The sequence below is a fragment of the Pseudomonas sp. S07E 245 genome (assembly GCF_019599025.1).
Classification (GTDB): domain Bacteria; phylum Pseudomonadota; class Gammaproteobacteria; order Pseudomonadales; family Pseudomonadaceae; genus Aquipseudomonas; species Aquipseudomonas shirazensis.
In genome coordinates, this window is the sequence record NZ_CP080625.1 from 746,547 (window position 1) to 769,147 (window position 22,601).

Sequence of the window (22,601 nt, forward strand, 5' to 3'; positions counted from 1 at the left end):
CGAATTTAAGGAAACACTGCTAATGGCTATCGAGATCAAAGCCCCAACCTTCCCGGAATCGGTTGCCGACGGCACCGTTGCCACCTGGCACAAACAGCCGGGCGACGCCGTCAAGCGTGACGAGCTGATCGTTGACATCGAAACCGACAAAGTCGTCCTGGAAGTGCTCGCCACTGCCGACGGCGTACTCGGCCCGATCGTCAAGGGCGAGGGCGACACCGTCCTCTCCGACGAACTGCTGGGCTCGATCGTTGAAGGCGGCGCTGCTGCCGCTGCACCTGCTGCTGCCGCGCCTGCTGCTGGCGGCGCTGCCCCGGCCGCTGCTGCCGACGCTGGCGAAGACGACCCGATCGCTGCACCGGCCGCGCGCAAGCTGGCTGAAGAAGGCGGTATCGATCTGGCTACCGTCGCCGGCACTGGCAAAGGCGGTCGTATCACCAAGGAAGACGTGGTTGCTGCCGTTGCCAACAAGAAGTCCGCGCCTGCCGCGGCTCCTGCTGCCAAGCCAGCCGCTGCTGCTGCCGCTCCAGTACTGACCGCCACTGGCGACCGTACCGAGAAGCGTGTGCCGATGACCCGTCTGCGCGCCAAGATCGCCGAGCGTCTGGTCGAAGCCCAGTCGAACATGGCGATGCTGACCACCTTCAACGAAGTCGACATGACCGAAGTCATGGCTCTGCGTTCGAAGTACAAGGACCTGTTCGAGAAGTCCCACAACGGCGTACGCCTGGGCTTCATGTCGTTCTTCGTCAAGGCCGCTACCGAGGCGCTCAAGCGCTACCCGGCAGTCAACGCCTCGATCGACGGCACCGACATCGTCTACCACGGCTTTGCTGACGTCGGCGTTGCCGTCTCCAGCGACCGTGGCCTGGTGGTTCCAGTACTGCGCAACGCCGAGCAGATGAGCCTGGCGGAAATCGAGAACGGCATCGCCACCTTCGGCAAGAAGGCTCGTGACGGCAAGCTGGGCATCGAAGACATGACCGGCGGTACCTTCACCATCACCAACGGTGGTACATTCGGCTCGATGATGTCGACCCCGATCGTCAACCCGCCGCAGGCGGCTATTCTGGGCATGCACAACATCATCCAGCGTCCGATGGCGGTCAATGGCCAGGTTGCCATTCGCCCGATGATGTACCTGGCGCTGTCCTACGATCACCGTCTGATCGATGGCAAGGAAGCAGTAACCTTCCTGGTCACCATCAAGAACCTGCTGGAAGACCCGGCTCGTCTGCTGCTGGACATCTAACACGCAGCTGCAAGCGGCAACCGGCCGGCTCCCGTGCGAGCCCGTCGCTTGCCGCTTGAGGCTTGCAGCTTGTAGCTGAAAAGGAATCTTTTATGACCCAGAAATTCGACGTGGTAGTGATTGGTGCAGGCCCTGGTGGCTATGTTGCCGCGATCAAGGCCGCTCAGCTTGGCTTGAGCACCGCCTGCATCGAGAAGTACACCGACGCCGAAGGCAAACTGGCTTTGGGCGGTACCTGCCTGAACGTCGGTTGCATTCCTTCCAAGGCGCTGCTGGACAGCTCCTGGAAATACAAGGAAGCCAAAGAGAGCTTCAACGTTCACGGTATCTCCACTGGCGAAGTGAAGATGGACGTTGCTGCCATGGTTGGCCGCAAGGCTGGCATCGTGAAGAACCTGACCAGCGGTGTTGCCACCCTGTTCAAGGCCAACGGCGTTACTTCGATCCAGGGCCACGGCAAACTGCTGGCTGGCAAGAAAGTCGAAGTCACCAAGGCTGACGGCACTACCGAAATCATCGAAGCCGAAAACGTGATCCTGGCCTCCGGCTCGCGTCCGATCGACATTCCGCCGGCTCCGGTCGACCAGAACGTCATCGTCGACTCCACCGGTGCCCTGGAATTCCAGACCGTTCCGCAGCGTCTGGGCGTAATCGGCGCTGGCGTGATCGGCCTGGAACTGGGTTCGGTATGGTCGCGTCTGGGTGCTCAGGTAACTGTCCTGGAAGCTCTGGATACCTTCCTCATGGCTGCCGATACTGCAGTTGCCAAGGAAGCCCAGAAGACCCTGACCAAGCAAGGCCTGGACATCAAGCTGGGCGCTCGCGTGACCGGCTCGCAAGTCAACGGCAACGAAGTCGAAGTGACTTACACCGATGCCAACGGCGAGCAGAAGATCACCTTCGACAAGCTGATCGTTGCGGTCGGCCGTCGTCCAGTGACCACCGAACTGCTGTCTGCCGACAGCGGCGTCGACATCGACGAGCGCGGCTACATCTTCGTCGATGACTACTGCGCAACCAGCGTGCCTGGCGTGTACGCCATCGGTGACGTGGTGCGTGGCATGATGCTGGCGCACAAGGCCTCGGAAGAGGGCATCATGGTTGTCGAGCGCATCAAGGGCCACAAGGCTCAGATGAACTACGACCTGATCCCATCGGTTATCTACACCCACCCGGAAATCGCTTGGGTCGGCAAGACCGAACAAGCCTTGAAGGCTGAAGGCGTAGAGGTTAACGTGGGCACCTTCCCGTTCGCGGCCAGCGGCCGTGCGATGGCTGCCAACGACACCGGTGGTTTCGTCAAGGTCATCGCCGATGCCAAGACCGACCGCGTTCTGGGTGTGCACGTGATTGGCCCATCGGCTGCCGAACTGGTTCAGCAGGGCGCAATCGCAATGGAATTCGGCACCAGCGCCGAAGACATCGGCATGATGGTGTTCAGCCATCCGACCCTGTCCGAAGCGCTGCATGAAGCCGCTCTGGCTGTGAATGGCGGTGCCATTCACGTCGCCAACCGCAAGAAGCGTTAATTATAAGAAACCACGGCGGGTCGCCCGTCGTGAGTCCTGCGTGCATGACTCACCGCGGAACGTCCGCCGGACCGGACCTTCGGGACCACCCGAAGGTTTAACGGTCACAGGTGGTGCGGCGCCATTGTTGGCGCAGCGCCGAAGCGCAGTACCTAACGAAGACGGTATAAAGCATGAATCTTCACGAGTATCAGGGTAAGCAGCTGTTCGCTGAATACGGCCTGCCAGTTTCCAAGGGTTTCGCAGTCGACACCCCTGAAGCAGCAGCAGAAGCCTGCGACAAGATCGGCGGTTCCGAGTGGGTTGTAAAAGCCCAGGTTCACGCAGGTGGTCGCGGTAAAGCGGGCGGCGTCAAGCTGGTTCGCAGCAAAGAAGACGCCAAGGCGTTCGCTGCACAGTGGTTGGGCAAGCGTCTGGTGACTTACCAGACTGACGCCAACGGTCAGCCAGTGACCAAGATCCTGGTCGAGTCCTGCACTGACATCGCCAAAGAGCTGTATCTGGGCGCTGTAGTCGATCGTTCGAGCCGTCGTATCGTGTTCATGGCTTCCACCGAAGGTGGCGTGGACATCGAGAAAGTCGCTCACGAAACTCCTGAGAAGATCATCAAGGCTACTATCGATCCACTGGTTGGCGCTCAGCCATTCCAGGGTCGTGAACTGGCGTTCCAGCTGGGTCTGGAAGGCAAGCAAGTTGCACAGTTCGCCAAGATTTTCGTAGGCCTGGCCAAGCTGTTCAAAGAACACGACCTGGCCCTGCTGGAAGTCAACCCGCTGGTCATCAAGGCCGACGGCGACCTGCATTGCCTCGATGCCAAAATCAACATCGATGCCAACGCAATGTACCGTCAGCCTAAGCTGAAGACCTTCCACGACCCGTCCCAGGACGATCCTCGTGAAGCCCACGCTGCCAGCTTCGAGCTGAACTACGTAGCGCTGGAAGGCAACATCGGTTGCATGGTCAACGGTGCTGGCCTGGCCATGGGTACCATGGACATCGTCAACCTGCACGGCGGCAAGCCAGCCAACTTCCTCGACGTAGGTGGTGGTGCTACCAAAGAGCGCGTGACCGAAGCTTTCAAGATCATCCTGTCCGACAGCAATGTCGCGGCCGTACTGGTCAACATCTTCGGCGGCATCGTTCGCTGCGACATGATTGCCGAAGGCATCATCGGCGCTGTGAAAGAAGTCGGCGTCAAGGTACCGGTTGTCGTCCGTCTGGAAGGCAACAATGCCGAACTCGGCGCTAAAGTACTGGCAGAAAGCGGTTTGAACATCATTGCTGCAACCAGCCTGACCGACGCTGCTCAACAAGTTGTCAAAGCTGCGGAGGGCAAGTAATGAGCGTCCTGATCAATAAAGACACCAAAGTCATCTGCCAGGGCTTCACCGGCTCGCAGGGCACTTTCCACTCCGAACAAGCCATCGCCTACGGCACCAAGATGGTTGGCGGCGTGACTCCGGGCAAGGGCGGCACCACTCACCTGGGCCTGCCAGTGTTCAACACTGTGAAAGAAGCTGTAGAAGCTACCGGCGCTGACGCTTCGGTCATCTACGTTCCAGCTCCTTTCTGCAAGGACTCGATCCTTGAAGCAGCCCTGGGCGGCATCAAGCTGATCGTCTGCATCACCGAAGGCATTCCTACCCTGGACATGCTGGATGCCAAGGTCAAGTGCGACGAACTGGGTGTTACCCTGATCGGCCCTAACTGCCCAGGCGTGATCACTCCGGGCGAGTGCAAGATCGGCATCATGCCAGGTCACATCCACTTGCCAGGCAAGGTCGGTATCGTGTCGCGTTCCGGCACCCTGACCTACGAAGCTGTCAAGCAGACCACCGACGCCGGCTTCGGCCAGTCGACCTGCGTCGGCATCGGCGGTGACCCGATCCCAGGCTCGAACTTCATCGACATCCTGAAGCTGTTCCAGGAAGACCCGCAGACCGAAGCGATCGTCATGATCGGCGAGATCGGCGGTTCGGCTGAAGAAGAAGCCGCTGCCTACATCAAAGCCAACGTGACCAAGCCGGTCGTTTCCTACATCGCTGGTGTTACCGCTCCTGCGGGCAAGCGTATGGGTCACGCTGGTGCAATCATCTCTGGCGGCAAAGGCACTGCAGACGAGAAGTTTGCAGCGCTGCAGGACGCAGGTGTCAAAACCGTGCGTTCGCTGGCCGACATCGGCAAGGCCCTGGCCGAGCTGACTGGCTGGGAAGCCAAGAAGTAATACGCTAGACCCCCCACGCGCACAGAGGCCACCTTCGGGTGGCCTTTGTCGTTTCAGCAGTACCGCAAGTCAGCTCACTGGGGCTGTCGTTCATAACCGCGACAGCCAATTGCCTTGGCGAGACACCTCGTCAGCCAGCCGTGCAGTCGGGGTGCAACTTGGTTACACTGTCGCCCACTTTCGTGTCGGCGCCCCAAAAGGGTGCGGGTATGTCAAAAAGGTCTGTCCCACCCGGACGGTCCCATATTTCCCTCATCCAAGGGGAAATCCCTCTCTAAATCCCGATTTCAGTAGTGTGGTATTTCCTTAAATGAAAGTTCTCAAAGGCCAGGATATTCTGGCGCTTGGCTTTATGACGTTTGCGCTGTTCGTCGGCGCCGGCAACATCATCTTCCCGCCGATCGTTGGCTTGCAGTCAGGCCCGCACGTGTGGATGGCAGCCTTGGGCTTCCTCGTCACTGCAGTAGGCCTGCCGGTCATCACCGTGGTTGCCCTGGCCAAGGTCGGCGGCGGCATGGACGCGTTGAGCAGCCCGATCGGCAAGTTCTTCGGTGGCCTGCTGGCGGCGGTCTGCTACCTGTCGGTCGGCCCGCTGTTCGCTACCCCGCGTACGGCGACGGTGTCGTTCGAAGTGGGCGTAGCGCCGTTGACCGGTGAAAGCCCGCTGGCGTTGTTCATTTATAGCCTGGTCTACTTCATCATCGTGCTGGCAGTGTCCATGTACCCCGGCAAGCTGCTCGATACCGTGGGCCGCTTCCTTGCACCGCTGAAGATCCTCGCCCTGGCGGCCCTGGGTATCGCTGCGTTTGCGCTGCCTGCCGGGACCATCGGCGAAGCACAGCCGGCTTACGTTGCCGCGCCGTTCTCGCAGGGTTTCATCAATGGCTACCTGACCATGGACACCCTCGGGGCGCTGGTCTTCGGTATCGTCATCGTCAACGCGATCCGCTCGCGTGGCGTAGAGTCGCCAAAGCTGATCACCCGCTATGCAGTCATCGCTGGCCTGATCGCCGGGTTAGGGCTGGCACTGGTGTACATCAGCCTGTTCCGCCTCGGTGCCGGCAGCCATGACATCGCCGCTGAAGCTACCAACGGCGCGGCCGTGCTGCATGCCTACGTGCAACACACCTTTGGCTCGCTTGGTAGCGGCTTCCTGGCGGTGTTGATCGCGTTGGCCTGCCTGGTGACTGCGGTTGGCCTGACCTGCGCCTGTGCCGAGTACTTCAGCCAGATTCTGCCGCTGTCGTACCGCACGCTGGTGGTGATCCTGGCCGGCTTCTCGCTGGTGATTTCCAACCTTGGCCTGACCAAGCTGATCATGTTCTCGATCCCGTTGCTGACGGCCATTTACCCACCGTGCATCGTGCTGGTGGCGCTGAGCTTCAGCAAAGGCATCTGGAACTCGCCGGTGCGTATCATGGGCCCAGTGATGGCCGTGTCGTTGCTGTTTGGCATTGTCGACGCGATCAAAGGCACGTCGCTTGCCCATATCCTGCCGGATGTCGTGGCGCACCTGCCGCTGAGCGATCAAGGCCTGGCGTGGTTGGTGCCTTCGGCGCTGACCCTCGGCGCGGCGATGCTTTGCGACTGGATGCTGGGCAAGCCGCGCGAGGTCCTGGCGTGAGGCACTGACAGCTTCTGGCGAGCGCTGGCCACAAGCCGCTTGGGCGTTTGCTGCAGCTGAATGACAAAACCCCGTGTCCGTCAGGATCCGGGGTTTTTTTATGCGTGGCTTACAATGTGCAACTAGGAGCGTTCCAGAATCTGCGGGCCAGGGCCTGCTTCACCGAGTACATCACCTGGGTTGCGCAACGGGCAGTCTTCCAGCGATAGACAGCCGCAACCTATGCAACTGTCCAATTCGTTACGCAATCTCGTCAGCCGTTCAATGCGCTCATCGAGGTTGGCCTTCCACTGCGACGACATCACCTTCCACTGCGCCGCAGTGAGTTTGCTGCCTACCGGGTACTGGCTGAACGCTGCGCGGATGGACTCCAGGGAAATCCCGGTGCGCTGCGCCACTTTGATGATGGCGATATAGCGCAACATGATCGCCGAGTAGCGGCGCTGATTACCTTCGCTGCGCGTGCTCGTGATCAACCCTTTGGACTCATAGAAGTGCAGGGTAGAGACCGCTACGCCGCTGCGCCTGGCCACCTCGCCGACGCTCAATGTCCGGTAGGGGCCGGTCGATTCGAGTTCTTTGTCCATGGTGCTTGACCTCAAGATAACTTGAGGTATTAGAGTGCCTCGCGCTGCATTTGGCAAATCTGCGCGCGCGCCGTGGGATTGGCGCGTGCTCCCCTGCGGGCTGGCTGCAATGGCAGCCGTCTGCAGCGGCAACGGGTAATAGCGCTTCTACGGATAAAGGCACTTCTATGAGTTTGGATAGTTCTGTGTGGCTGTTTCAGTCGCTGTACGCAGTTGGCCTGGCCATTTGGCTGACGATCGCTGTGATCGATAACCTGCGCGGGTTTCGTGAGTTGGTCCACGCGGTGGGGGTGACGATGTCGATGACGTCGCTGCAACGACCTCCCGCCATCCATTCGATCCTGTCGGAGCGTGCGCTGACCTCCGTGCGCTGGCATCGCCTGGCCGTGTCCGTGCTGCTGGTGCTCAAGTGCGTTGCTTTGCTTGCGTGCTGGATCGGGTGTTACCTGTTGCTTATCGGCGGCGGCCTGGAGCAAGCCCGTCCTTGGCTCAACGTTGCCCTGAGCGCTTTCACTGGCTGCCTGTTGGCCATGCATCTGGGCGGCCTTTGGTTCGCTTACTGGATTCGCGAAGACGACCTGCAACGCGGTCACCTGGCGTTACTGATCTGGACGTTGGGCAGCTTTTTCCTGTTCAACGGCCGCTGGGCATGAACCGAACCAAGTCCGAGACCAAGAGCCTCTTCGCCATGCATACAAAAACGACCCGTGCCCTCGCCATCGCAGCGTGTGCCCTCATCCTGTGCGCTGCGCTCTACGCAGCGGGTAATTTCAAAGACACTGCAGACACAGCTGGAGTGACTGCATTGACCAAGGTCGCGCTCGCTACCGTCGAGCACGGCAACGCTTCGAGTAGCATCTCCGCAATCGCCGGGCTGGAAGCCGCTCGCCAGGTGCAGGTGCCGGCGGAGGTCGGTGGTCGAGTGACCAAGATCTCGTTCACCTCGGGGCAGGCGGTGGCCGCAGGTGAGTTACTGCTGCAGCTCAATGACGCACCCGAGCAAGCCGAGCGCATACGCCTTCAGGCACAGCTGCGTAATGCGCAGACAGCGCTCGCACGCACCCGCAGCCTGGTCGCGCAAAACGCCGCGACCCAGGAGCAGCTCGACGACGCACGCGCGGCACATGACATGGCCCTCGGCGCGCTGCGGCAGAATGAGGCGTTGATCGCACAGAAGGCTATTCGTGCGCCATTCTCCGGGGTGGTTGGCATCCGCCGTGTGCATGAAGGCCAGTACCTGAACGCTGGTGATGCGATCGTCAGCCTGGTCGACGCGCGCACGCTTCACGCCAACTTCTCGCTCGCCGAGCAAAGCAGCCCAGGCCTCTACGTCGGGCAGCCGGTCGAGCTACTGGTCGATGCTTATCCTGGTCGCAGTTTCCAGGCAAAGGTAAGCGCGATTGATCCGTTGATCGACCGCTCGCGTACGGTCCAGGTGCAAGCCACGCTGACCAACCCCGACAGCCTGCTCAAGGCCGGTATGTACGCGAGCATCCAGGTGGCGCTCGCCGAGACGCAGCCGGTGCTCACCATTCCGGAAACGGCGGTGACTTACACAGCCTATGGCGACACGGTATTCGTGGCGGAACGCAACGACCAGCAGATGCTGGTGGTCAAGCGTGTCGCCGTCGAGGTCGGCGAGCGGCGCGATGGTCGCGTGGAGATCGACAAGGGCCTGCGCGAAGGAGATCGGGTGGTCACCTCCGGGCAGCTCAAGCTCAGCGATGGCATGGCCGTCGAGGAGGTCAAGCATGACACCTTGGCCGCACCAGATCCGCTTGCCAGCGATATCGCACAGGTGTCGCCATGAAATTTACCGATGTTTTCGTGCGCCGCCCGGTGCTCGCCTTGGTGGTCAGTACGCTGATTCTGCTGCTGGGCTTGCTCGCAGTGGGCAAGCTGCCGATCCGCCAATACCCCATGCTGGAAAGCTCGACCATCACGGTCATGACCGAGTATCCGGGAGCATCGTCGGAGCTGATGCAAGGCTTCGTTACCCAGCCGATTGCGCAAGCGGTGTCGTCCGTCGAGGGCATTGACTATCTATCGTCCTCCTCGGTGCAGGGGCGCAGCCTGGTCACCCTCAGGATGGAGCTCAACCGCGACTCGACCCAGGCGCTGACCGAGGTCATGGCCAAGGTCAATCAGGTTCGCTACAAGCTGCCGGCGCAGGCCTATGACCCGGTGATCGAACGCTCGTCCGGCGACTCCACCGCCGTCGCTTATGTTGGTTTTTCCAGCGCAACGCTCGCTACGCCAGCGATGACCGACTACCTGGCGCGGGTGGTGGAGCCGATGTTCTCCACCATCGAAGGGGTTGCCAAGGTCGAGGTATTCGGCGGGCAACGGCTCGCGATGCGGTTGTGGCTGGACGCCGACCGCTTGGCTGCACGTGGGTTGACCGCTGCCGATGTCGCGCAGGCTGTGCGGCGCAACAACTTTCAGGCCGCACCCGGCAAGGTCAAGGGCCAGTACGTGGTGTCGAGCGTGCGGGTCAATACCGATCTTGCCAGCGTCGCCGAATTTCGCGAGCTGGTAATTCACAACGACGGCAACCGCCTGGTGAAGTTGAAGGACGTCGGCACGGTCGAGCTGGGAGCAGCAGCGTCGGAAACCAGCGGCTTGATGGATGGCACGCCCGCGGTACACCTGGGGCTGTTTCCGACCCCGGCTGGCAACCCGCTGGTGATCGTCGCAGGGATCAGGGAGCTGCTGCCGCAGATCCGCCAGACCCTGCCGCCCGGCGTGCAGGTCGAACTGGCCTTCGAGACTTCGCGGTTCATCGAGGCGTCGATCGATGAGGTCATTCACACCTTGCTCGAAGCCTTGCTCGTGGTCGTGGTGGTGATCTATCTGTGCCTTGGCTCGTTGCGCACCGTGTTGATCCCGGTGGCGACCATTCCGCTGTCGATGCTGGGCGCCGCAGGTTTGATGCTGGCCTTCGGCTTCAGCATCAACTTGCTGACGCTGCTGGCCATGGTGCTGGCCATCGGGCTGGTGGTGGATGATGCCATCGTGGTGGTCGAAAACGTCCATCGGCACATCGCGGCGGGCAAGTCACCGGTCGCCGCTGCGTTGATCGGCGCGCGTGAGGTGGCCGGGCCGGTGATCGCCATGACCATTACCCTCGCGGCGGTGTATGCGCCGATTGGGCTGATGGCCGGCCTGACGGGCGCATTGTTCAAGGAGTTTGCTTTGACCCTGGCCGGCGCGGTGGTGGTGTCGGGCGTGGTTGCCCTGACCCTGTCGCCGGTCATGAGCTCGTTGCTGTTGCCAGCCAGACAGCAGGAAGGGCGCATGGCGCATGCCGCCGAGCAGTTCTTTGCTGGTTTGACGCGACACTATGGCCAGCTGTTGAGTATTTCGCTGAGCCACCGCTGGGCCACTGCCGGGTTCGCGCTGCTGGTGTGCGTGAGCCTGCCGCTGCTGTATCAGTTGCCGCAGCGCGAGCTGGCACCCGCTGAGGATCAGGCCAACGTGCTGACTGCGATCAAGGCGCCGCAGCATGCAAATCTGGACTATGTGGAACGTTTTGCCCATAAACTCGATGCCGTCTACGCAAGCATCCCGGAGACCGTCAGCACCTGGATCATCAACGGCAGCGACGGCGTGGCCTCCAGCATCGGTGGCATCAACCTGTCGACCTGGGGCGAGCGCGAGCGATCAGCCGCGCAGATCCAGGCGCAACTGCAGGGCGCCGTCAATGAAGTCGAAGGCACCAGTATCTTTGCCTTCCAGTTAGCGGCGTTGCCCGGTTCTACCGGCGGCCTGCCGGTGCAGATGGTGCTGCGCAGCCCACAGGGCCATGCGCTGCTTTACCAGACAATGGAGGAGATCAAACAGCGCGCACGAGACAGCGGCCTGTTTGCCGTGGTCGACAGTGACCTCGATTACAACAGTCCGGTGGTGCAGGTGCGCATTGATCGCGCCAAGGCCAACAGCCTTGGTATAAGCATGCAGGACATCGGTGAATCGCTGGCGGTACTGGTCGGTGAGAACTACGTCAACCGTTTCGGCCTGGAGGGCCGCTCCTATGATGTAATTCCGCAGAGCGTGGGCAATCAGCGCCTTACTCCGCAGGGGTTGGCGCGCCAGTTCGTGCGCACACAGGATCAAACGCTGGTGCCGCTGTCGACCGTCGTGCAGGTGGCGATGCAGGTAGAGCCCAACAAGTTGACGCAGTTCAACCAGCAAAATGCCGCTACCTTGCAGGCCATCCCTGCGGCGGGTGTATCACTTGGCGAGGCCGTGGCCTTTCTCGAGGGGGTGGCGAGCAGCCTGCCGGCCGGCTTCAGCCATGACTGGCAATCCGATGCCCGCCAGTACGTGCATGAAGGCAGCGCGCTGGTGTTCGCGTTCCTCGCGGCGCTGGTGATCATTTACCTGGTGCTGGCCGCACAGTACGAAAGCCTGATCGACCCGTTGATCATCCTGATCACCGTGCCGCTATCGCTATGCGGCGCATTGCTGCCGTTGGCGCTGGGCTTTGCCACCTTGAACATCTATACCCAAATCGGCCTGGTGACCCTGATTGGTCTGATCAGCAAGCACGGCATCCTCATGGTCGAGTTCGCCAATGAGCTGCAGGCGCGTGAAGGGCTGAACCGGCACACGGCCATTCTGCGTGCGGCACAGATTCGCCTGCGGCCGGTGCTGATGACCACTGCGGCAATGGTGGTCGGGCTGGTGCCGTTGTTGTTCGCCAGCGGTGCGGGTGCCAACAGCCGCTTCGGGTTGGGTGTGGTGATCGTGTCGGGGATGCTGGTCGGTACGCTCTTCACCTTGTTCGTGTTGCCCACGGTGTACACGCTGCTGGCCCGCAACCACTCGGCCAGCGCCACGACCCTTCGCGCACGACAACTTGCCGAAGTCGATACTTGTGAGGGCGCAGCGGAGCAGGGGAGCGCATCATGAAAAAACTGTACCCATGGGTCTTGATGGCCAGTGTCAGCGCGGTGCTCGGCTGCGCGGTAGGACCGCAATACGTTCAACCTGACACGCCGCCGATTGCAGTGCAGAGCAAGCAGGCGAGCCAGTTCAATGCGGCGCTGAGTCAGGCGCCGTGGTGGACGTTCTTCGATGAACAGCGGCTCACTCAGCTTATCTCCACGGCACTGACGCACAACCATGACATTCGCCAGGCCCAGGCCAACCTGCAGGCTTCTCGCGCGGTGTCCGATGAACGCCGCCTGGATCGACTGCCCACCGTCACCGCGCAAGCTGGCTATCTGCGCAGCATCGCGCAACAAGCCGACGCTGACGGTAAGGTCGAACGCAGGCTGAGCGAAAGCTGGCGGACAGGTTTCGATGCTCAGTGGGAGATCGATTTGTTCGGGCGTCTGAACCGCCTGAGCCAGTCGGCACAAGCTCGTTCGCAGGCAATGCAGGCAGAATTGGACTTGATCCAACTGACCATTGCCGCCGAAGTTGCGCGTGCCTATTACGAGGGTCAAGGCGCGCAGCACAGACTGCAACTGGCTCGAGCGCAGGCACAGAGCTGGCAAGAAACGCTGCAGTTGGTCCAGGCCCGCGTAATGTCGGGCAGCGGCTCCCCGGAGGATCTGGAGAACGCCCGCGCCAACCTGTTGCGCAGCGAGGCCGCCATTCCGCCGCTGGCAGTAATGCTTGAGCAAATGCGCTTACGGCTCGATGTGCTGACGGGTTATCGGCCAGGCCACCATTCAGTCAACTTCGACGCGCCATCATCGCCACCTCTGGTCAGGCAATTACCGCTGGGCGACGTCGATCGCCTGATCCGCGCCAGGCCCGACGTGGTGCGTGCCGAGCGCTTGCTGGCAGCGAGCACTGAAGACGTCGGCGCTGCGACTGCCGAACTGTACCCGCGTGTGGACCTGGGTGGCTTCATCGGGTTCATCGCCCTGGGCGGCAACACCATCGGCAGCGCATCACGCGCATTCGAGGTTGCGCCTGGCGTCAGCTGGCCTGCACTGCGCCTGGGCAGCGCGCGTGCGCGCTTGCGCGGGGCGCAGGCGCTATCGGAGGGCGCCCTGGCAGGCTACGAGCAGTCCTTGCTGCAGGCTCAGGAGGAGGTTGAGCACGCTGTTACCCAGCTCACCCAGCAACAAACGCGTGTGGCCAGGATGCTGCAATCGGCCACTCATGGCCAGGCAGCACTCGACATCGCGATGGCGCGCTATCGCGCGGGCTCGGGCAGCTACGTGGCAGTGCTGGAAAATCAACGCGCCCTGTTCGAGATCCAGCAGGAGCTTGCCCAGGCGGAGACAGCCTCGTATATCCAAGTCATCGCCCTTTACAAGGCACTGGGTTGGGGGGCAGCAGGCCCTGGTCATGCGCCGCAGGCGCTCACTGCAGATGCAGGCGTGTGAGCCGAAGCGTGGCAACCTGGGTGGTTGGCGAGGGGGCGCAGCTTTTGTAGTTCAACGCGTGTCTTTTGCCACATTCGGGCGTCGAAACCGATATCCTTTTGTGCACCTGAACGGTCGAGAACCTGCATGAGCTTTATCCAAAGCAACCTGAGCAACCTGTTGGCAGTCTGCTGGTTTGCCCTGTGCTGGGGTGGTTACACCCGCTACGCAATCTGGAAGGGCCGCGATACGGCCTGCCTGGCCAGCGTTCTGCACCTCTATCGGGAAGACTGGATGCGGCGCATGCTGCTGCGCGACAACCGCATTGCCGATGCCAGTGTGATCGGCAACCTTGAGCGCAATGCATCGTTCTTCGCTTCCAGCACGTTGATCATCCTTGCCGGTATCCTCACGGTGCTGGGGGCGTCGGACCGCGCCGTATCGCTGCTGGCCGACCTGCCGTATGTGCAGGTGGCTTCGCAGGGCATGTCGGAAGTGAAGCTGTTGGGCCTGGCGGCGGTGTTCGTCTACGCCTTCTTCACCTTCAGCTGGTGCATGCGCCAGTACAACTTTGCAGCGGTGCTGGTGGGCTCGGCGCCGATGATCGGCGAGCGCCTGGTCAACGAGCTTGAGCGCAAGGCATTTGCCGCGCGGGCAGCACGGGTGCTGTCACTTGCGGCCAACCAGTTCAACTTGGGCTTGCGCGCCTATTACTTCGGCATGGCCATGTTGACCTGGTTCATCAACCCGTGGCTGTTCATGGTCGTCAGCTTGGGCGTAGTGCTGATTCTTTATCGCCGCGAGTTCCACTCCGATGTATTGGAAGTGATGGTGTTCACCCCGACTGAAAGTGTCCCTGCTGACGCGCCGAAAGAGCCGACCGCGGTGTTGACTGAAACGGTTAATCGTTAAACTTCAGGCATAAAAAAACCCGACAATGTCGGGTTTTTTAATGTGCTGCGATTACGGCTTGACTGGTGCAGTCGGGGCCGGCTCGCCTTTGTCAGCAGCTTCTTCAGCTGCTTTTTGCTGCGCTTCAGCCTGGTCTTTGGCAGCTTCGGCGTTTTCCTTGGCAGCTTCATTCATCTTATCCTGAGCTTCGCCCGCTTTTTCCTGGGCTTGCTCAGCGTGTTCCTGTGCATCTTGAGCCTTGTTTTCGCTTGCCTTGTCGCAAGCAGCCAGGCCCATGGCAGCAGCCAGCATCAGAGCAAAAGCAAAAGGTTTACGCATGGGGTGTCTCTCCTTGGGTGGAATAACTTACTTGAACCTTCGAGTTCAAGTGCGCGAAATTAGTTCCACAGAGATTACAGATATATAAGTGCGCGTCCACTCTGGAATTTTCAACGCGCTTGTGCTGTCACGCCAACGAGGGCTTAACGGTGATCGATTCGTCTCTGACGGCCATGGCTGAACGCTTTCTGTCGGCACTCCGGCATTGCCAGTTATTGAACATGCGCGTGCATCAAGCTGATGCTGGCGGCATGACCCTGGTGCTGCCTTGGTCGCCGCTGCTGGTTGGCAATCCACAGACCGGTGCGGTCCATGGCGGCGCGCTGACCACGTTGATGGACACCACCTGCGGCATGGCCACTCTGTGTTCGTTGGCGCAGTTCGAAGTGTGCCCGACCCTGGACCTGCGCATCGACTATATGCACCCCGCCGAGGCCGGCAAGGATATCTACGGCCACGCGCACTGTTATCGTGTAACCCGCGATGTGATTTTCACCCGTGGCATGGCCTATCAGGATGACCCCGAGCAGCCTATCTGCCAGGTGGTGGGGACTTTCATGCGCCTGGGTCAGCAGGCCAGGGGTGGTATCCGCTTTGCTGGCAAGCTTGATGGAGGGCAGGGCTGATGATTCCGGCAGACGTTCGCCAGCGCCTCAATCAGGCCCACGCTGTGGGTGATTACGCACCACTGCTGTCATTGATTCCTTATGCAGGGCTCATCGGTATCGAGTGCGAGCGCCAGGGCGAGCAGCTGTTGTTCCGCTTGCCAGCCAGTGCCGACAATGTCGGCAATCCGCTGTTGCCGGCCATTCATGGTGGTGTCATCGCAGGTTTCATGGAGCTCTCGGCAGCGCTCTACCTGCTGGTCTATAGCGAAAGCGCGAGCATTCCGAAAATCATCGATTTCTCCATCGACTACCTGCGTGCCGGCTATCTGCGCGACACCTACGCCAGCTGCCAGCTCTGGCGTCAGGGGCGGCGGGTGACCAATGTCGCGATCAGTGCCTGGCAGGACGATCGCAACCTGCCGATCGCCATGGCCCGTGCTCATTTCAAGATCGAACCGGAAAAGCCCTTGAAATAGTCCGCCATGCCCCCATCTGTTGGACATCCCGCCGTAAACGCCGGCCACCGCGGCCTGCCAGGCGACCATTGCCATCAGATCGGAGTTTTGAAGACCATGAGTGTGGAGACACAAAAAGAAACCCTGGGCTTCCAGACCGAGGTAAAGCAACTGCTGCACCTCATGATCCACTCGCTGTACTCGAACAAGGAAATTTTCCTTCGCGAGCTGATTTCCAACGCCTCCGACGCCGCTGACAAGCTGCGTTTCGAAGCCCTGGCCAAGCCAGAGCTGCTCGAGGGCGACGCCGACCTGAAAATCCGCGTCAGCTTCGATGCCGAGGCCGGCACCGTGACCCTGGAAGACAACGGCATCGGCATGAGCCGTGAAGATGTCATTGCGCACCTGGGCACCATTGCCAAGTCCGGCACTGCCGATTTCATGAAAAACCTCAGCGGCGACCAGAAAAAGGATTCGCACCTGATCGGTCAGTTCGGCGTGGGCTTCTATTCGGCGTTCATCGTCGCCGACCAGGTCGACGTCTACAGCCGTCGTGCTGGTCAGCCAGCTGCTGAAGGCGTGCACTGGTCGTCGAAAGGCGAGGGCGAGTTCGAAGTTGCCACCATCGACAAGCCACAACGCGGCACGCGCATCGTTCTGCACCTGAAGAAGGAAGAACAGGAGTTTGCTGACGGCTGGCGCCTGCGCAACGTCGTGAAGAAGTACTCCGACCACATTGCCCTGCCAATCCAGCTGCCTAAAGAGCAGGCCGAAGCCGCTGAAGGCGAAGCCGCACCGGCGCAGGAATGGGAAACCGTCAACCGCGCCAGCGCCCTGTGGACCCGTCCGCGTACCGAGGTCAAGGACGAGGAATACCAGGAGTTCTACAAGCACATCGGCCATGACTTCGAAAACCCGCTGGCCTGGAGCCACAACAAGGTCGAAGGCAAGCTCGAATACAACTCGCTGCTGTACGTCCCGGCCCGCGCGCCGTTCGACCTGTACCAGCGCGAAGCGCCGCGTGGCCTGAAGCTGTACGTGCAGCGTGTGTTCATCATGGACCAGGCCGAGTCGTTCCTGCCGTTGTACCTGCGTTTCATCAAGGGCGTGGTTGACTCCAATGACCTGTCGCTGAACGTTTCGCGCGAGATCCTGCAGAAAGACCCGATCATCGACTCGATGAAAACCGCGCTGACCAAGCGTGTGCTGGACATGCTCGAGAAGCTGGCGAAGAACGAACCCGAGCAATACAAGGGCTTCTGGAAGAACTTCGGCCAGGTCCTCAAGGAAGGCCCGGCAGAAGATTTCGCCAACAAAGAGAAGATCGCCGGCCTGCTGCGCTTTGCTTCAACCCACGACGACAGCGGCGAGCAAAGTGTGTCGCTGGCTGACTACCTGGCCCGTGCCAAAGAAGGCCAGGACAAGATCTACTACCTCACCGGCGAAACCTACGCGCAGGTCAAGAACAGCCCGCACCTTGAGGTCTTCCGCAAGAAAGGCATCGAAGTGCTGCTGCTGACCGATCGTATCGACGAGTGGCTGATGAGCTACCTGAGCGACTTCGACGGCAAGAGCTTTGTCGATGTTGCCCGCGGTGACCTTGACCTGGGCAAGCTGGATTCGGAAGAAGACAAGAAAGCCCAGGAAGAAGTCGCCAAGGAAAAAGAAGGTCTGGTCGAGCGTCTGAAAGCCGCGCTGGGTGACAGTGTTGCTGAAGTGCGTGTTTCCCATCGCCTGACCGACTCGCCAGCCATCCTGGCCATCGGTGAGCAGGACCTGGGCCTGCAGATGCGTCAGATTCTCGAGGCCAGCGGGCAGAAAGTGCCGGATTCGAAGCCTATCTTCGAATTCAACCCGGCTCACCCGCTGATCGAGAAACTCGATCACGAGCAGAGCGAGGATCGTTTCGGCGAGCTTTCGCACATCCTCTTCGATCAGGCTGCCTTGGCCGCTGGCGACAGCCTCAAGGACCCGGCGGCGTATGTGCGTCGCCTGAACAAGCTGCTGGTCGAGCTGTCTGCTTGAGATAAGCGCTGAATAAGCCCGCTTCGGCGGGCTTTTTTATTACGGTCTTTTGTACCAGGACAAGGAGAAGCTTGATGAGCAAAGCAATCGTCGAATCGTTGGTCTATCACCACGCCGGCAAGGCTTACGAGAGCCGCTTGGTATACGCCCCAGGCGCAGAAGCAAAACCTGCTCTGCTGATGGCGCCGAACTGGATGGGCATCGGCGAAGGTGCCGAGCGCATTGCCAGGGAAGTCGCCGAGAAGGGCTATGTGGTGCTGATCGCCGACCTCTATGGGCAGTCGGTGCGGCCGACCAATGCAGATGAAGCGGGCGCCGCCATGATGCCGCTGAAAAACGATCGTGGTGAGCTGCGCAAGCGCATGCATGCCGCCCTGGCCCAGTTGCTGGGGCAGTCCAGGGCGCTGCTGGCGCCGGGCAAGGTGGCGGCGTTCGGCTTCTGTTTTGGTGGTTGCTGTGCACTGGAGCTGGCCCGCAGTGGCGCTGATCTGAAAGCCACTGTCTCCTTCCACGGCACCCTCGACACACCTGATAGCGCCGATGCCGGCAACATCAAAGGTTCGGTACTGGTGCTGCACGGCGCCAGCGATCCACTGGTACCCCGCGAGCAGCTACCTGCCTTCGAGCAGGAAATGAACGCGGCCAAGGTCGATTGGCAACTGGTCAGCTACGGCGGTGCGGTGCATTCGTTCACCGACCCGGCGGCAAACGTACCGGGCAAGATGCAGTTTGACTGGCGCACCTCGCAGCGCGCGTTCAAGGCTATGCACAATCTGCTCGAAGAAGTGTTCAAACCGGATCCTGCTTCGCTAGCGGGGTAACTCGATCCGCTGGGTTTCTCCGGTTACCACTGGCCATTGCCCGGCTGCCCAGTTGGCCCGCGCCTGTTCGATCAGTGCCGGGTCGCTGGCAACAAAGTTCCAGTTCATCCGCCGCGGCCCATCCAGCGGCGCGCCGCCGATCAGTGCCAGTTGGCATTCACCTTGCGCGTACAGCGTCAGTTCCTCGCCTTCTGGCAGCACCAGCAAGCTGTGCGGCTCGACCGGCTCATCATCGAGCAACACCTCGCCCTCCAGCAGATACAGCGCACGCTGGGTATGTTCAGTGGGGATCAGCAGGCTGGTTGCCGGTTGCATGCCGATGTGCGCGTACAGGGTAGGGGAGAGCACCGGTACCGGCGATTCAAGGCAAAAGCCTTGACCGGCAATCAGACAGATACGCACCCCCAGGGTGTCGCTGACCGGCAAGCTCGCTGCGCAGTGATGGCTGTAACTGGGCAGTGCCTGCTCGTGTTCACGCGGCGCCGCCAGCCACACCTGCAGCCCATGCAGGCGTGAGCCGCTTGCGACCAGCTCGGCCGGCGTGCGCTCGACATGGGCCACGCCACGACCGGCGCTCATCCAGCTGACCTCGCCAGGCCGCACACGTTGATCAGAGCCAATGCTGTCCTTGTGCAGCAGTTCGCCTTCGAACAGATAGGTCAGGGTCGCCAGGCCGATGTGTGGGTGTTGGTGGATATCCATGCCACTGCCCGCAGCGTAGTCGGTTGCCAGCATGTGGTCGAAGAACACGAACGGGCCGACGCTGCGGCACTGCGGCGAGGGTAGCGGCCGCAGAATGGGCTGGCCTGCGATGGTTTCGGCGCGTGGGCGGATGATCAACGGGCGGCTCATGCATGGCTCCAGGCACAGGGCTGAGGCTGCAAGCATAGCGGTTTGCCAGCCATTGCTGAACCGTGGCCACCAGGCGCGGGTCTACTCTGTTCGAATCAGCTCAAGGAAACTGCCATGATCGCCAGAGCACTGGCTGCGGTGCTGGTCTCGGGCCTGCTGTGCCACGCGGCGCAGGCGCGCGACTACCGCTACAGCGATGCCCATCTGCATTACGTCGACTTTTTCCAGGAATCCGAGGGCATGCCGGCCCTGCTTGCGGCGATGGACAATGCCGGTATCGATCAGTCGATGATTTCCGGGGTGTCAGTGGCGAAGAAGTGGCACGAGGACGAACCCAAGCGCCCGCGCTACTACGCCGGTGATGATGCCGATGCCTACTGGTACAGCGCCACTGACGTCTATGTGGCGGCCGCATTGGAAAAGCTGCCGGCCGAACAGCGCAAGCGCTTCCATCCATTCCTGACCGGCTTCAATCCGGTCGACAAGAATGCAGCCAGCCACATCGAGCGTATGCTCGAGCTGTACCCGGGAATGTGGCAGGGCATCGGCGAGGTGTTCACCCGCCATGACGACCTTACTGCGCTGACCAGCGGCGATACGCCGAGGGCCAACAACGAGGCCATGACACGGATTTATCACCTGGCCGCAGAACGTGACCTGCCCGTGCTGATCCACTCCAACATCACCTCCAAGCGCGAGCGCAACCCACTGTACCTGGCCGAGCTGGAAGAGCCCCTGCGCAATCATCCGCACACACGATTCATCTGGGCGCATGCCGGTACCAGCATGGAGATTCATCGCCATCAGACGCAGATGGACTTTCTCTTGCCGGTAGTAACGCGATTATTGAAGGACTATCCGAACCTGTACATCGACTTGTCCTGGAGTGTGCTCGAGCCGTATCTGCTCGACGAGGCAGGCAAGCCGCGCAAAGCCTGGGTCGAGTTGGTCGAGCAGTACCCTGACCGGTTCATGTTGGGTTCGGATGTGGTTGGTCGGTTCGACAGCCTGGGCAAGGAGCTGCATGGCTTCGATCCATTCCTGGATGCCTTGAGCGAAGAGGTGGCGCACAAGGTGGCGCGGGACAACTTCCTGGCGGTGCTGCCCAAGGGGCACTGAGCCGCGCCAGGCAACGCGAACGCCGAAAACAAAAACGCCCCGAACCAGTCGGGGCGTTTTCAGTGCAGCAGTCAGGCCTTACTTGCCTTCCCAGCGCTTGAGCACCAGGGTGGCGTTGGTGCCGCCGAAGCCGAAGCTGTTGCTCATGACGGTGTCGATCTTCGCATTTTCGATGGTTTCACGCTGGATCGGCAGGTCAGCAACTTCCGGGTCCAGCTCATCGATGTTGGCGGAGCCGGCGATGAAGTTGTTTTCCATCATCAGCAGGCAGTAGATCGCCTCGTGCACACCAGCGGCGCCCAGCGAGTGGCCGGACAGGCTCTTGGTCGAGCTGATCTTCGGTGCCTTGTCCTTGAACACTTCACGTACACCTTTCATCTCGGCAACGTCGCCGACCGGAGTCGAGGTGCCGTGAGTGTTGAGGTAGTCGATTGGTGTATCAACGGTCGACAGCGCCTGCTGCATGCAACGGATCGCGCCTTCGCCGCTCGGCGCGACCATGTCGTAACCGTCGGAAGTTGCACCGTAGCCGACGATTTCAGCGTAGATCTTGGCACCGCGGGCGAGGGCGTGTTCCAGCTCTTCGACCACGACCATGCCGCCGCCGCCAGCGATGACGAAACCGTCACGGTCAGCGTCGTAGGCGCGCGAAGCCAGCTCAGGCGTTTCGTTGCGCTTGGTCGACAGGGCGCCCATGGCATCGAACAGGAACGACTGGCTCCAGTGCTCTTCTTCACCGCCACCGGCAAAGACGATGTCCTGCTTGCCCCACTGGATCTGCTCCAGAGCGGTACCGATGCAGTGTGCACTGGTGGCGCAGGCCGACGAGATCGAGTAGTTGATACCCTTGATCTTGAACGGCGTGGCCAGGCACGCGGAAACGGTGCTGCCCATGGTGCGGGTAACCCGGTACGGACCGACGCGCTTGACGCCTTTCTCGCGCAGGGTGTCCAGCGCTTCCATCTGGTTCAGGGTCGATGCGCCGCCGGAGCCTGCTACCAGGCCGGTGCGTGGGTTGGAAACCTGCTCTTCGCTCAACCCCGAATCCTTGATCGCGTCCTGCATCGCCAGGTAGGCGTAGGCAGCGGCGTGACCGACGAAGCGGAACACCTTGCGGTCGATCAGTTCTTCGAGGTTCAGGTCGATGGAACCGGAAACCTGGCTGCGCAGCCCCATTTCCTTGTATTCCGGGTTGAAACGAATGCCCGGACGGCTCTTGCGCAGGTTTTCGGTGACGGTCTCTTTGTCATTGCCCAGGCACGATACGATGCCCAGACCAGTGATAACGACGCGGCGCATGCGAATAACCCTTAGAAATTGTCAGTGGAGGTGAACACGCCGACCCGGAGGGCTTCGGCCGTGTAGATCTCGCGGCCGTCAACACTGACCGAGCCATCGGCGATGGCCATGTTCAGCTTGCCTTTCAGGACGCGCTTGATATGAATGTTGTAGGTGACTTTCTTCGCAGTAGGCAACACCTGGCCGAAGAATTTCACTTCGCCAGAGCCCAGTGCGCGACCGCGACCCGGCAAGCCCTGCCAGCCGAGGAAGAAGCCGACCAGCTGCCACATGGCATCGAGGCCCAGGCAGCCCGGCATGACCGGATCACCTTCGAAGTGGCAGGCAAAGAACCACAGGTCTGGAGTGATATCCAGCTCAGCGACCAATTCACCTTTGCCGAACTTGCCGCCTTCCTCGCTGATATGCGTGATGCGATCAACCATCAACATGTTGGGGGCGGGCAGTTGCGCGTTACCTGGGCCGAACAGCTCACCGCGACTGCAGCGCAGCAGGTCTTCCCGAGTAAAGGCGTTTTGTTTGGTCATGCGAGCTCCTCAATAATCCCCATGCGGCAGGGGATGAATCTTCCCGGCCATCCCTGAGCACCAAAGGGCTCAAGGCGGCAGCCTACAGATAGACTATTGCGTTGTGGTGAAAGTCACAGTGAT

The 22,601-nt window shown here is 60.9% G+C and carries 20 protein-coding genes; 15 read left to right on the top strand and 5 right to left on the bottom strand.

All coding sequences use genetic code 11. The annotated features are described in order from the left end of the window. The first annotated feature begins 22 nt into the window (after positions 1 to 22). From odhB to brnQ, 5 genes are all read left to right on the top strand, one after another. The gene (odhB, locus tag K3F44_RS03430) at positions 23 to 1,252 is read left to right on the top strand and encodes a 2-oxoglutarate dehydrogenase complex dihydrolipoyllysine-residue succinyltransferase (protein ID WP_103436750.1); all 1,230 of its coding nucleotides are present in this window, start codon (positions 23 to 25) and stop codon (positions 1,250 to 1,252) included. Between the two features lie 92 nt (positions 1,253 to 1,344). Further along, entirely contained in the window at positions 1,345 to 2,781 is a 1,437-nt protein-coding gene (gene lpdA / locus K3F44_RS03435) for a dihydrolipoyl dehydrogenase (RefSeq protein ID WP_101318139.1), read from the top strand. A gap of 173 nt (positions 2,782 to 2,954) precedes the next feature. Further along, positions 2,955 to 4,121: an ADP-forming succinate--CoA ligase subunit beta gene (sucC, locus tag K3F44_RS03440; protein WP_008091914.1), complete on the top strand. Its 1,167-nt coding sequence runs from the start codon at positions 2,955 to 2,957 to the stop codon at positions 4,119 to 4,121. Next, positions 4,121 to 5,005, top strand: coding sequence for a succinate--CoA ligase subunit alpha (sucD, locus tag K3F44_RS03445; protein ID WP_101318141.1), 885 nt, complete (start codon positions 4,121 to 4,123; stop codon positions 5,003 to 5,005). Before sucC ends, sucD begins: the two co-directional genes overlap by 1 nt. Before the next feature lie 310 nt (positions 5,006 to 5,315). After that, on the top strand, positions 5,316 to 6,629 hold the full coding sequence (brnQ, locus tag K3F44_RS03450; RefSeq protein ID WP_220633337.1) for a branched-chain amino acid transport system II carrier protein: 1,314 nt from the start codon (positions 5,316 to 5,318) through the stop codon (positions 6,627 to 6,629). Between the two features lie 122 nt (positions 6,630 to 6,751). Here brnQ and soxR read toward each other — a convergent pair whose 3' ends face one another. Continuing rightward, positions 6,752 to 7,216, bottom strand: a complete 465-nt coding sequence (soxR, locus tag K3F44_RS03455) for a redox-sensitive transcriptional activator SoxR (protein WP_220633338.1) — start codon at positions 7,214 to 7,216, stop codon at positions 6,752 to 6,754. Positions 7,217 to 7,383: 167 nt separating this feature from the next. Here soxR and K3F44_RS03460 point away from each other — a divergent pair, with 167 nt between their 5' ends. The 5 genes from K3F44_RS03460 (at position 7,384) to K3F44_RS03480 (ending at position 14,454) form a co-directional block, all read left to right on the top strand. Continuing rightward, positions 7,384 to 7,869 (top strand): DUF2165 family protein, encoded by a 486-nt coding sequence (locus K3F44_RS03460; protein ID WP_220633339.1) that lies wholly within the window; start codon positions 7,384 to 7,386, stop codon positions 7,867 to 7,869. Between the two features lie 35 nt (positions 7,870 to 7,904). Beyond that, positions 7,905 to 9,026, top strand: a complete 1,122-nt coding sequence (locus tag K3F44_RS03465; protein WP_220633340.1) for an efflux RND transporter periplasmic adaptor subunit — start codon at positions 7,905 to 7,907, stop codon at positions 9,024 to 9,026. Next, on the top strand, positions 9,023 to 12,130 hold the full coding sequence (locus tag K3F44_RS03470) for a MexW/MexI family multidrug efflux RND transporter permease subunit (protein WP_220633341.1): 3,108 nt from the start codon (positions 9,023 to 9,025) through the stop codon (positions 12,128 to 12,130). The genes K3F44_RS03465 and K3F44_RS03470 overlap by 4 nt, the downstream gene beginning before the upstream one ends. Then, entirely contained in the window at positions 12,127 to 13,563 is a 1,437-nt protein-coding gene (locus K3F44_RS03475) for an efflux transporter outer membrane subunit (RefSeq protein WP_220633342.1), read from the top strand. The genes K3F44_RS03470 and K3F44_RS03475 overlap by 4 nt, the downstream gene beginning before the upstream one ends. 126 nt (positions 13,564 to 13,689) lie before the next feature. Next, positions 13,690 to 14,454 carry a DUF599 domain-containing protein gene (locus K3F44_RS03480; protein ID WP_150573387.1) on the top strand — a complete coding sequence of 255 codons (765 nt, stop codon included), beginning with the start codon at positions 13,690 to 13,692 and terminating at the stop codon, positions 14,452 to 14,454. Positions 14,455 to 14,505: 51 nt separating this feature from the next. Here K3F44_RS03480 and K3F44_RS03485 read toward each other — a convergent pair whose 3' ends face one another. Continuing rightward, complete coding sequence (locus tag K3F44_RS03485) at positions 14,506 to 14,772, bottom strand: hypothetical protein (protein WP_101318157.1); 267 nt, start codon at positions 14,770 to 14,772, stop codon at positions 14,506 to 14,508. Between the two features lie 149 nt (positions 14,773 to 14,921). Here K3F44_RS03485 and K3F44_RS03490 point away from each other — a divergent pair, with 149 nt between their 5' ends. From K3F44_RS03490 to K3F44_RS03505, 4 genes are all read left to right on the top strand, one after another. Beyond that, a complete protein-coding gene (locus K3F44_RS03490; RefSeq protein WP_150569693.1) occupies positions 14,922 to 15,398 on the top strand; it encodes a PaaI family thioesterase in 477 nt (158 codons plus the stop codon). Then, positions 15,398 to 15,856, top strand: a complete 459-nt coding sequence (locus tag K3F44_RS03495) for a PaaI family thioesterase (protein WP_101318160.1) — start codon at positions 15,398 to 15,400, stop codon at positions 15,854 to 15,856. The genes K3F44_RS03490 and K3F44_RS03495 overlap by 1 nt, the downstream gene beginning before the upstream one ends. A 96-nt stretch (positions 15,857 to 15,952) precedes the next feature. Beyond that, complete coding sequence (htpG, locus tag K3F44_RS03500; RefSeq protein ID WP_101318162.1) at positions 15,953 to 17,860, top strand: molecular chaperone HtpG; 1,908 nt, start codon at positions 15,953 to 15,955, stop codon at positions 17,858 to 17,860. Between the two features lie 74 nt (positions 17,861 to 17,934). After that, positions 17,935 to 18,681, top strand: a complete 747-nt coding sequence (locus K3F44_RS03505) for a dienelactone hydrolase family protein (RefSeq protein ID WP_101318164.1) — start codon at positions 17,935 to 17,937, stop codon at positions 18,679 to 18,681. Here the strand turns inward: K3F44_RS03505 and K3F44_RS03510 are convergent. Further along, entirely contained in the window at positions 18,670 to 19,533 is an 864-nt protein-coding gene (locus tag K3F44_RS03510; protein WP_220633343.1) for a pirin family protein, read from the bottom strand. The two genes, K3F44_RS03505 and K3F44_RS03510, sit on opposite strands and share 12 nt — an antisense overlap. Positions 19,534 to 19,647: 114 nt before the next feature. On the opposite strand from K3F44_RS03510, the gene K3F44_RS03515 reads away from it, so the two are divergent. After that, entirely contained in the window at positions 19,648 to 20,652 is a 1,005-nt protein-coding gene (locus K3F44_RS03515; RefSeq protein ID WP_101318168.1) for an amidohydrolase family protein, read from the top strand. A gap of 78 nt (positions 20,653 to 20,730) precedes the next feature. On the opposite strand, the gene fabB is transcribed toward K3F44_RS03515, so the two are convergent. Further along, positions 20,731 to 21,951, bottom strand: coding sequence for a beta-ketoacyl-ACP synthase I (fabB, locus tag K3F44_RS03520; RefSeq protein WP_101318171.1), 1,221 nt, complete (start codon positions 21,949 to 21,951; stop codon positions 20,731 to 20,733). An 11-nt stretch (positions 21,952 to 21,962) separates the two neighbouring features. After that, the gene (gene fabA, locus K3F44_RS03525) at positions 21,963 to 22,478 is read right to left on the bottom strand and encodes a 3-hydroxyacyl-[acyl-carrier-protein] dehydratase FabA (RefSeq protein ID WP_101318173.1); all 516 of its coding nucleotides are present in this window, start codon (positions 22,476 to 22,478) and stop codon (positions 21,963 to 21,965) included. Between the last annotated feature and the right edge of the window lie 123 nt (positions 22,479 to 22,601).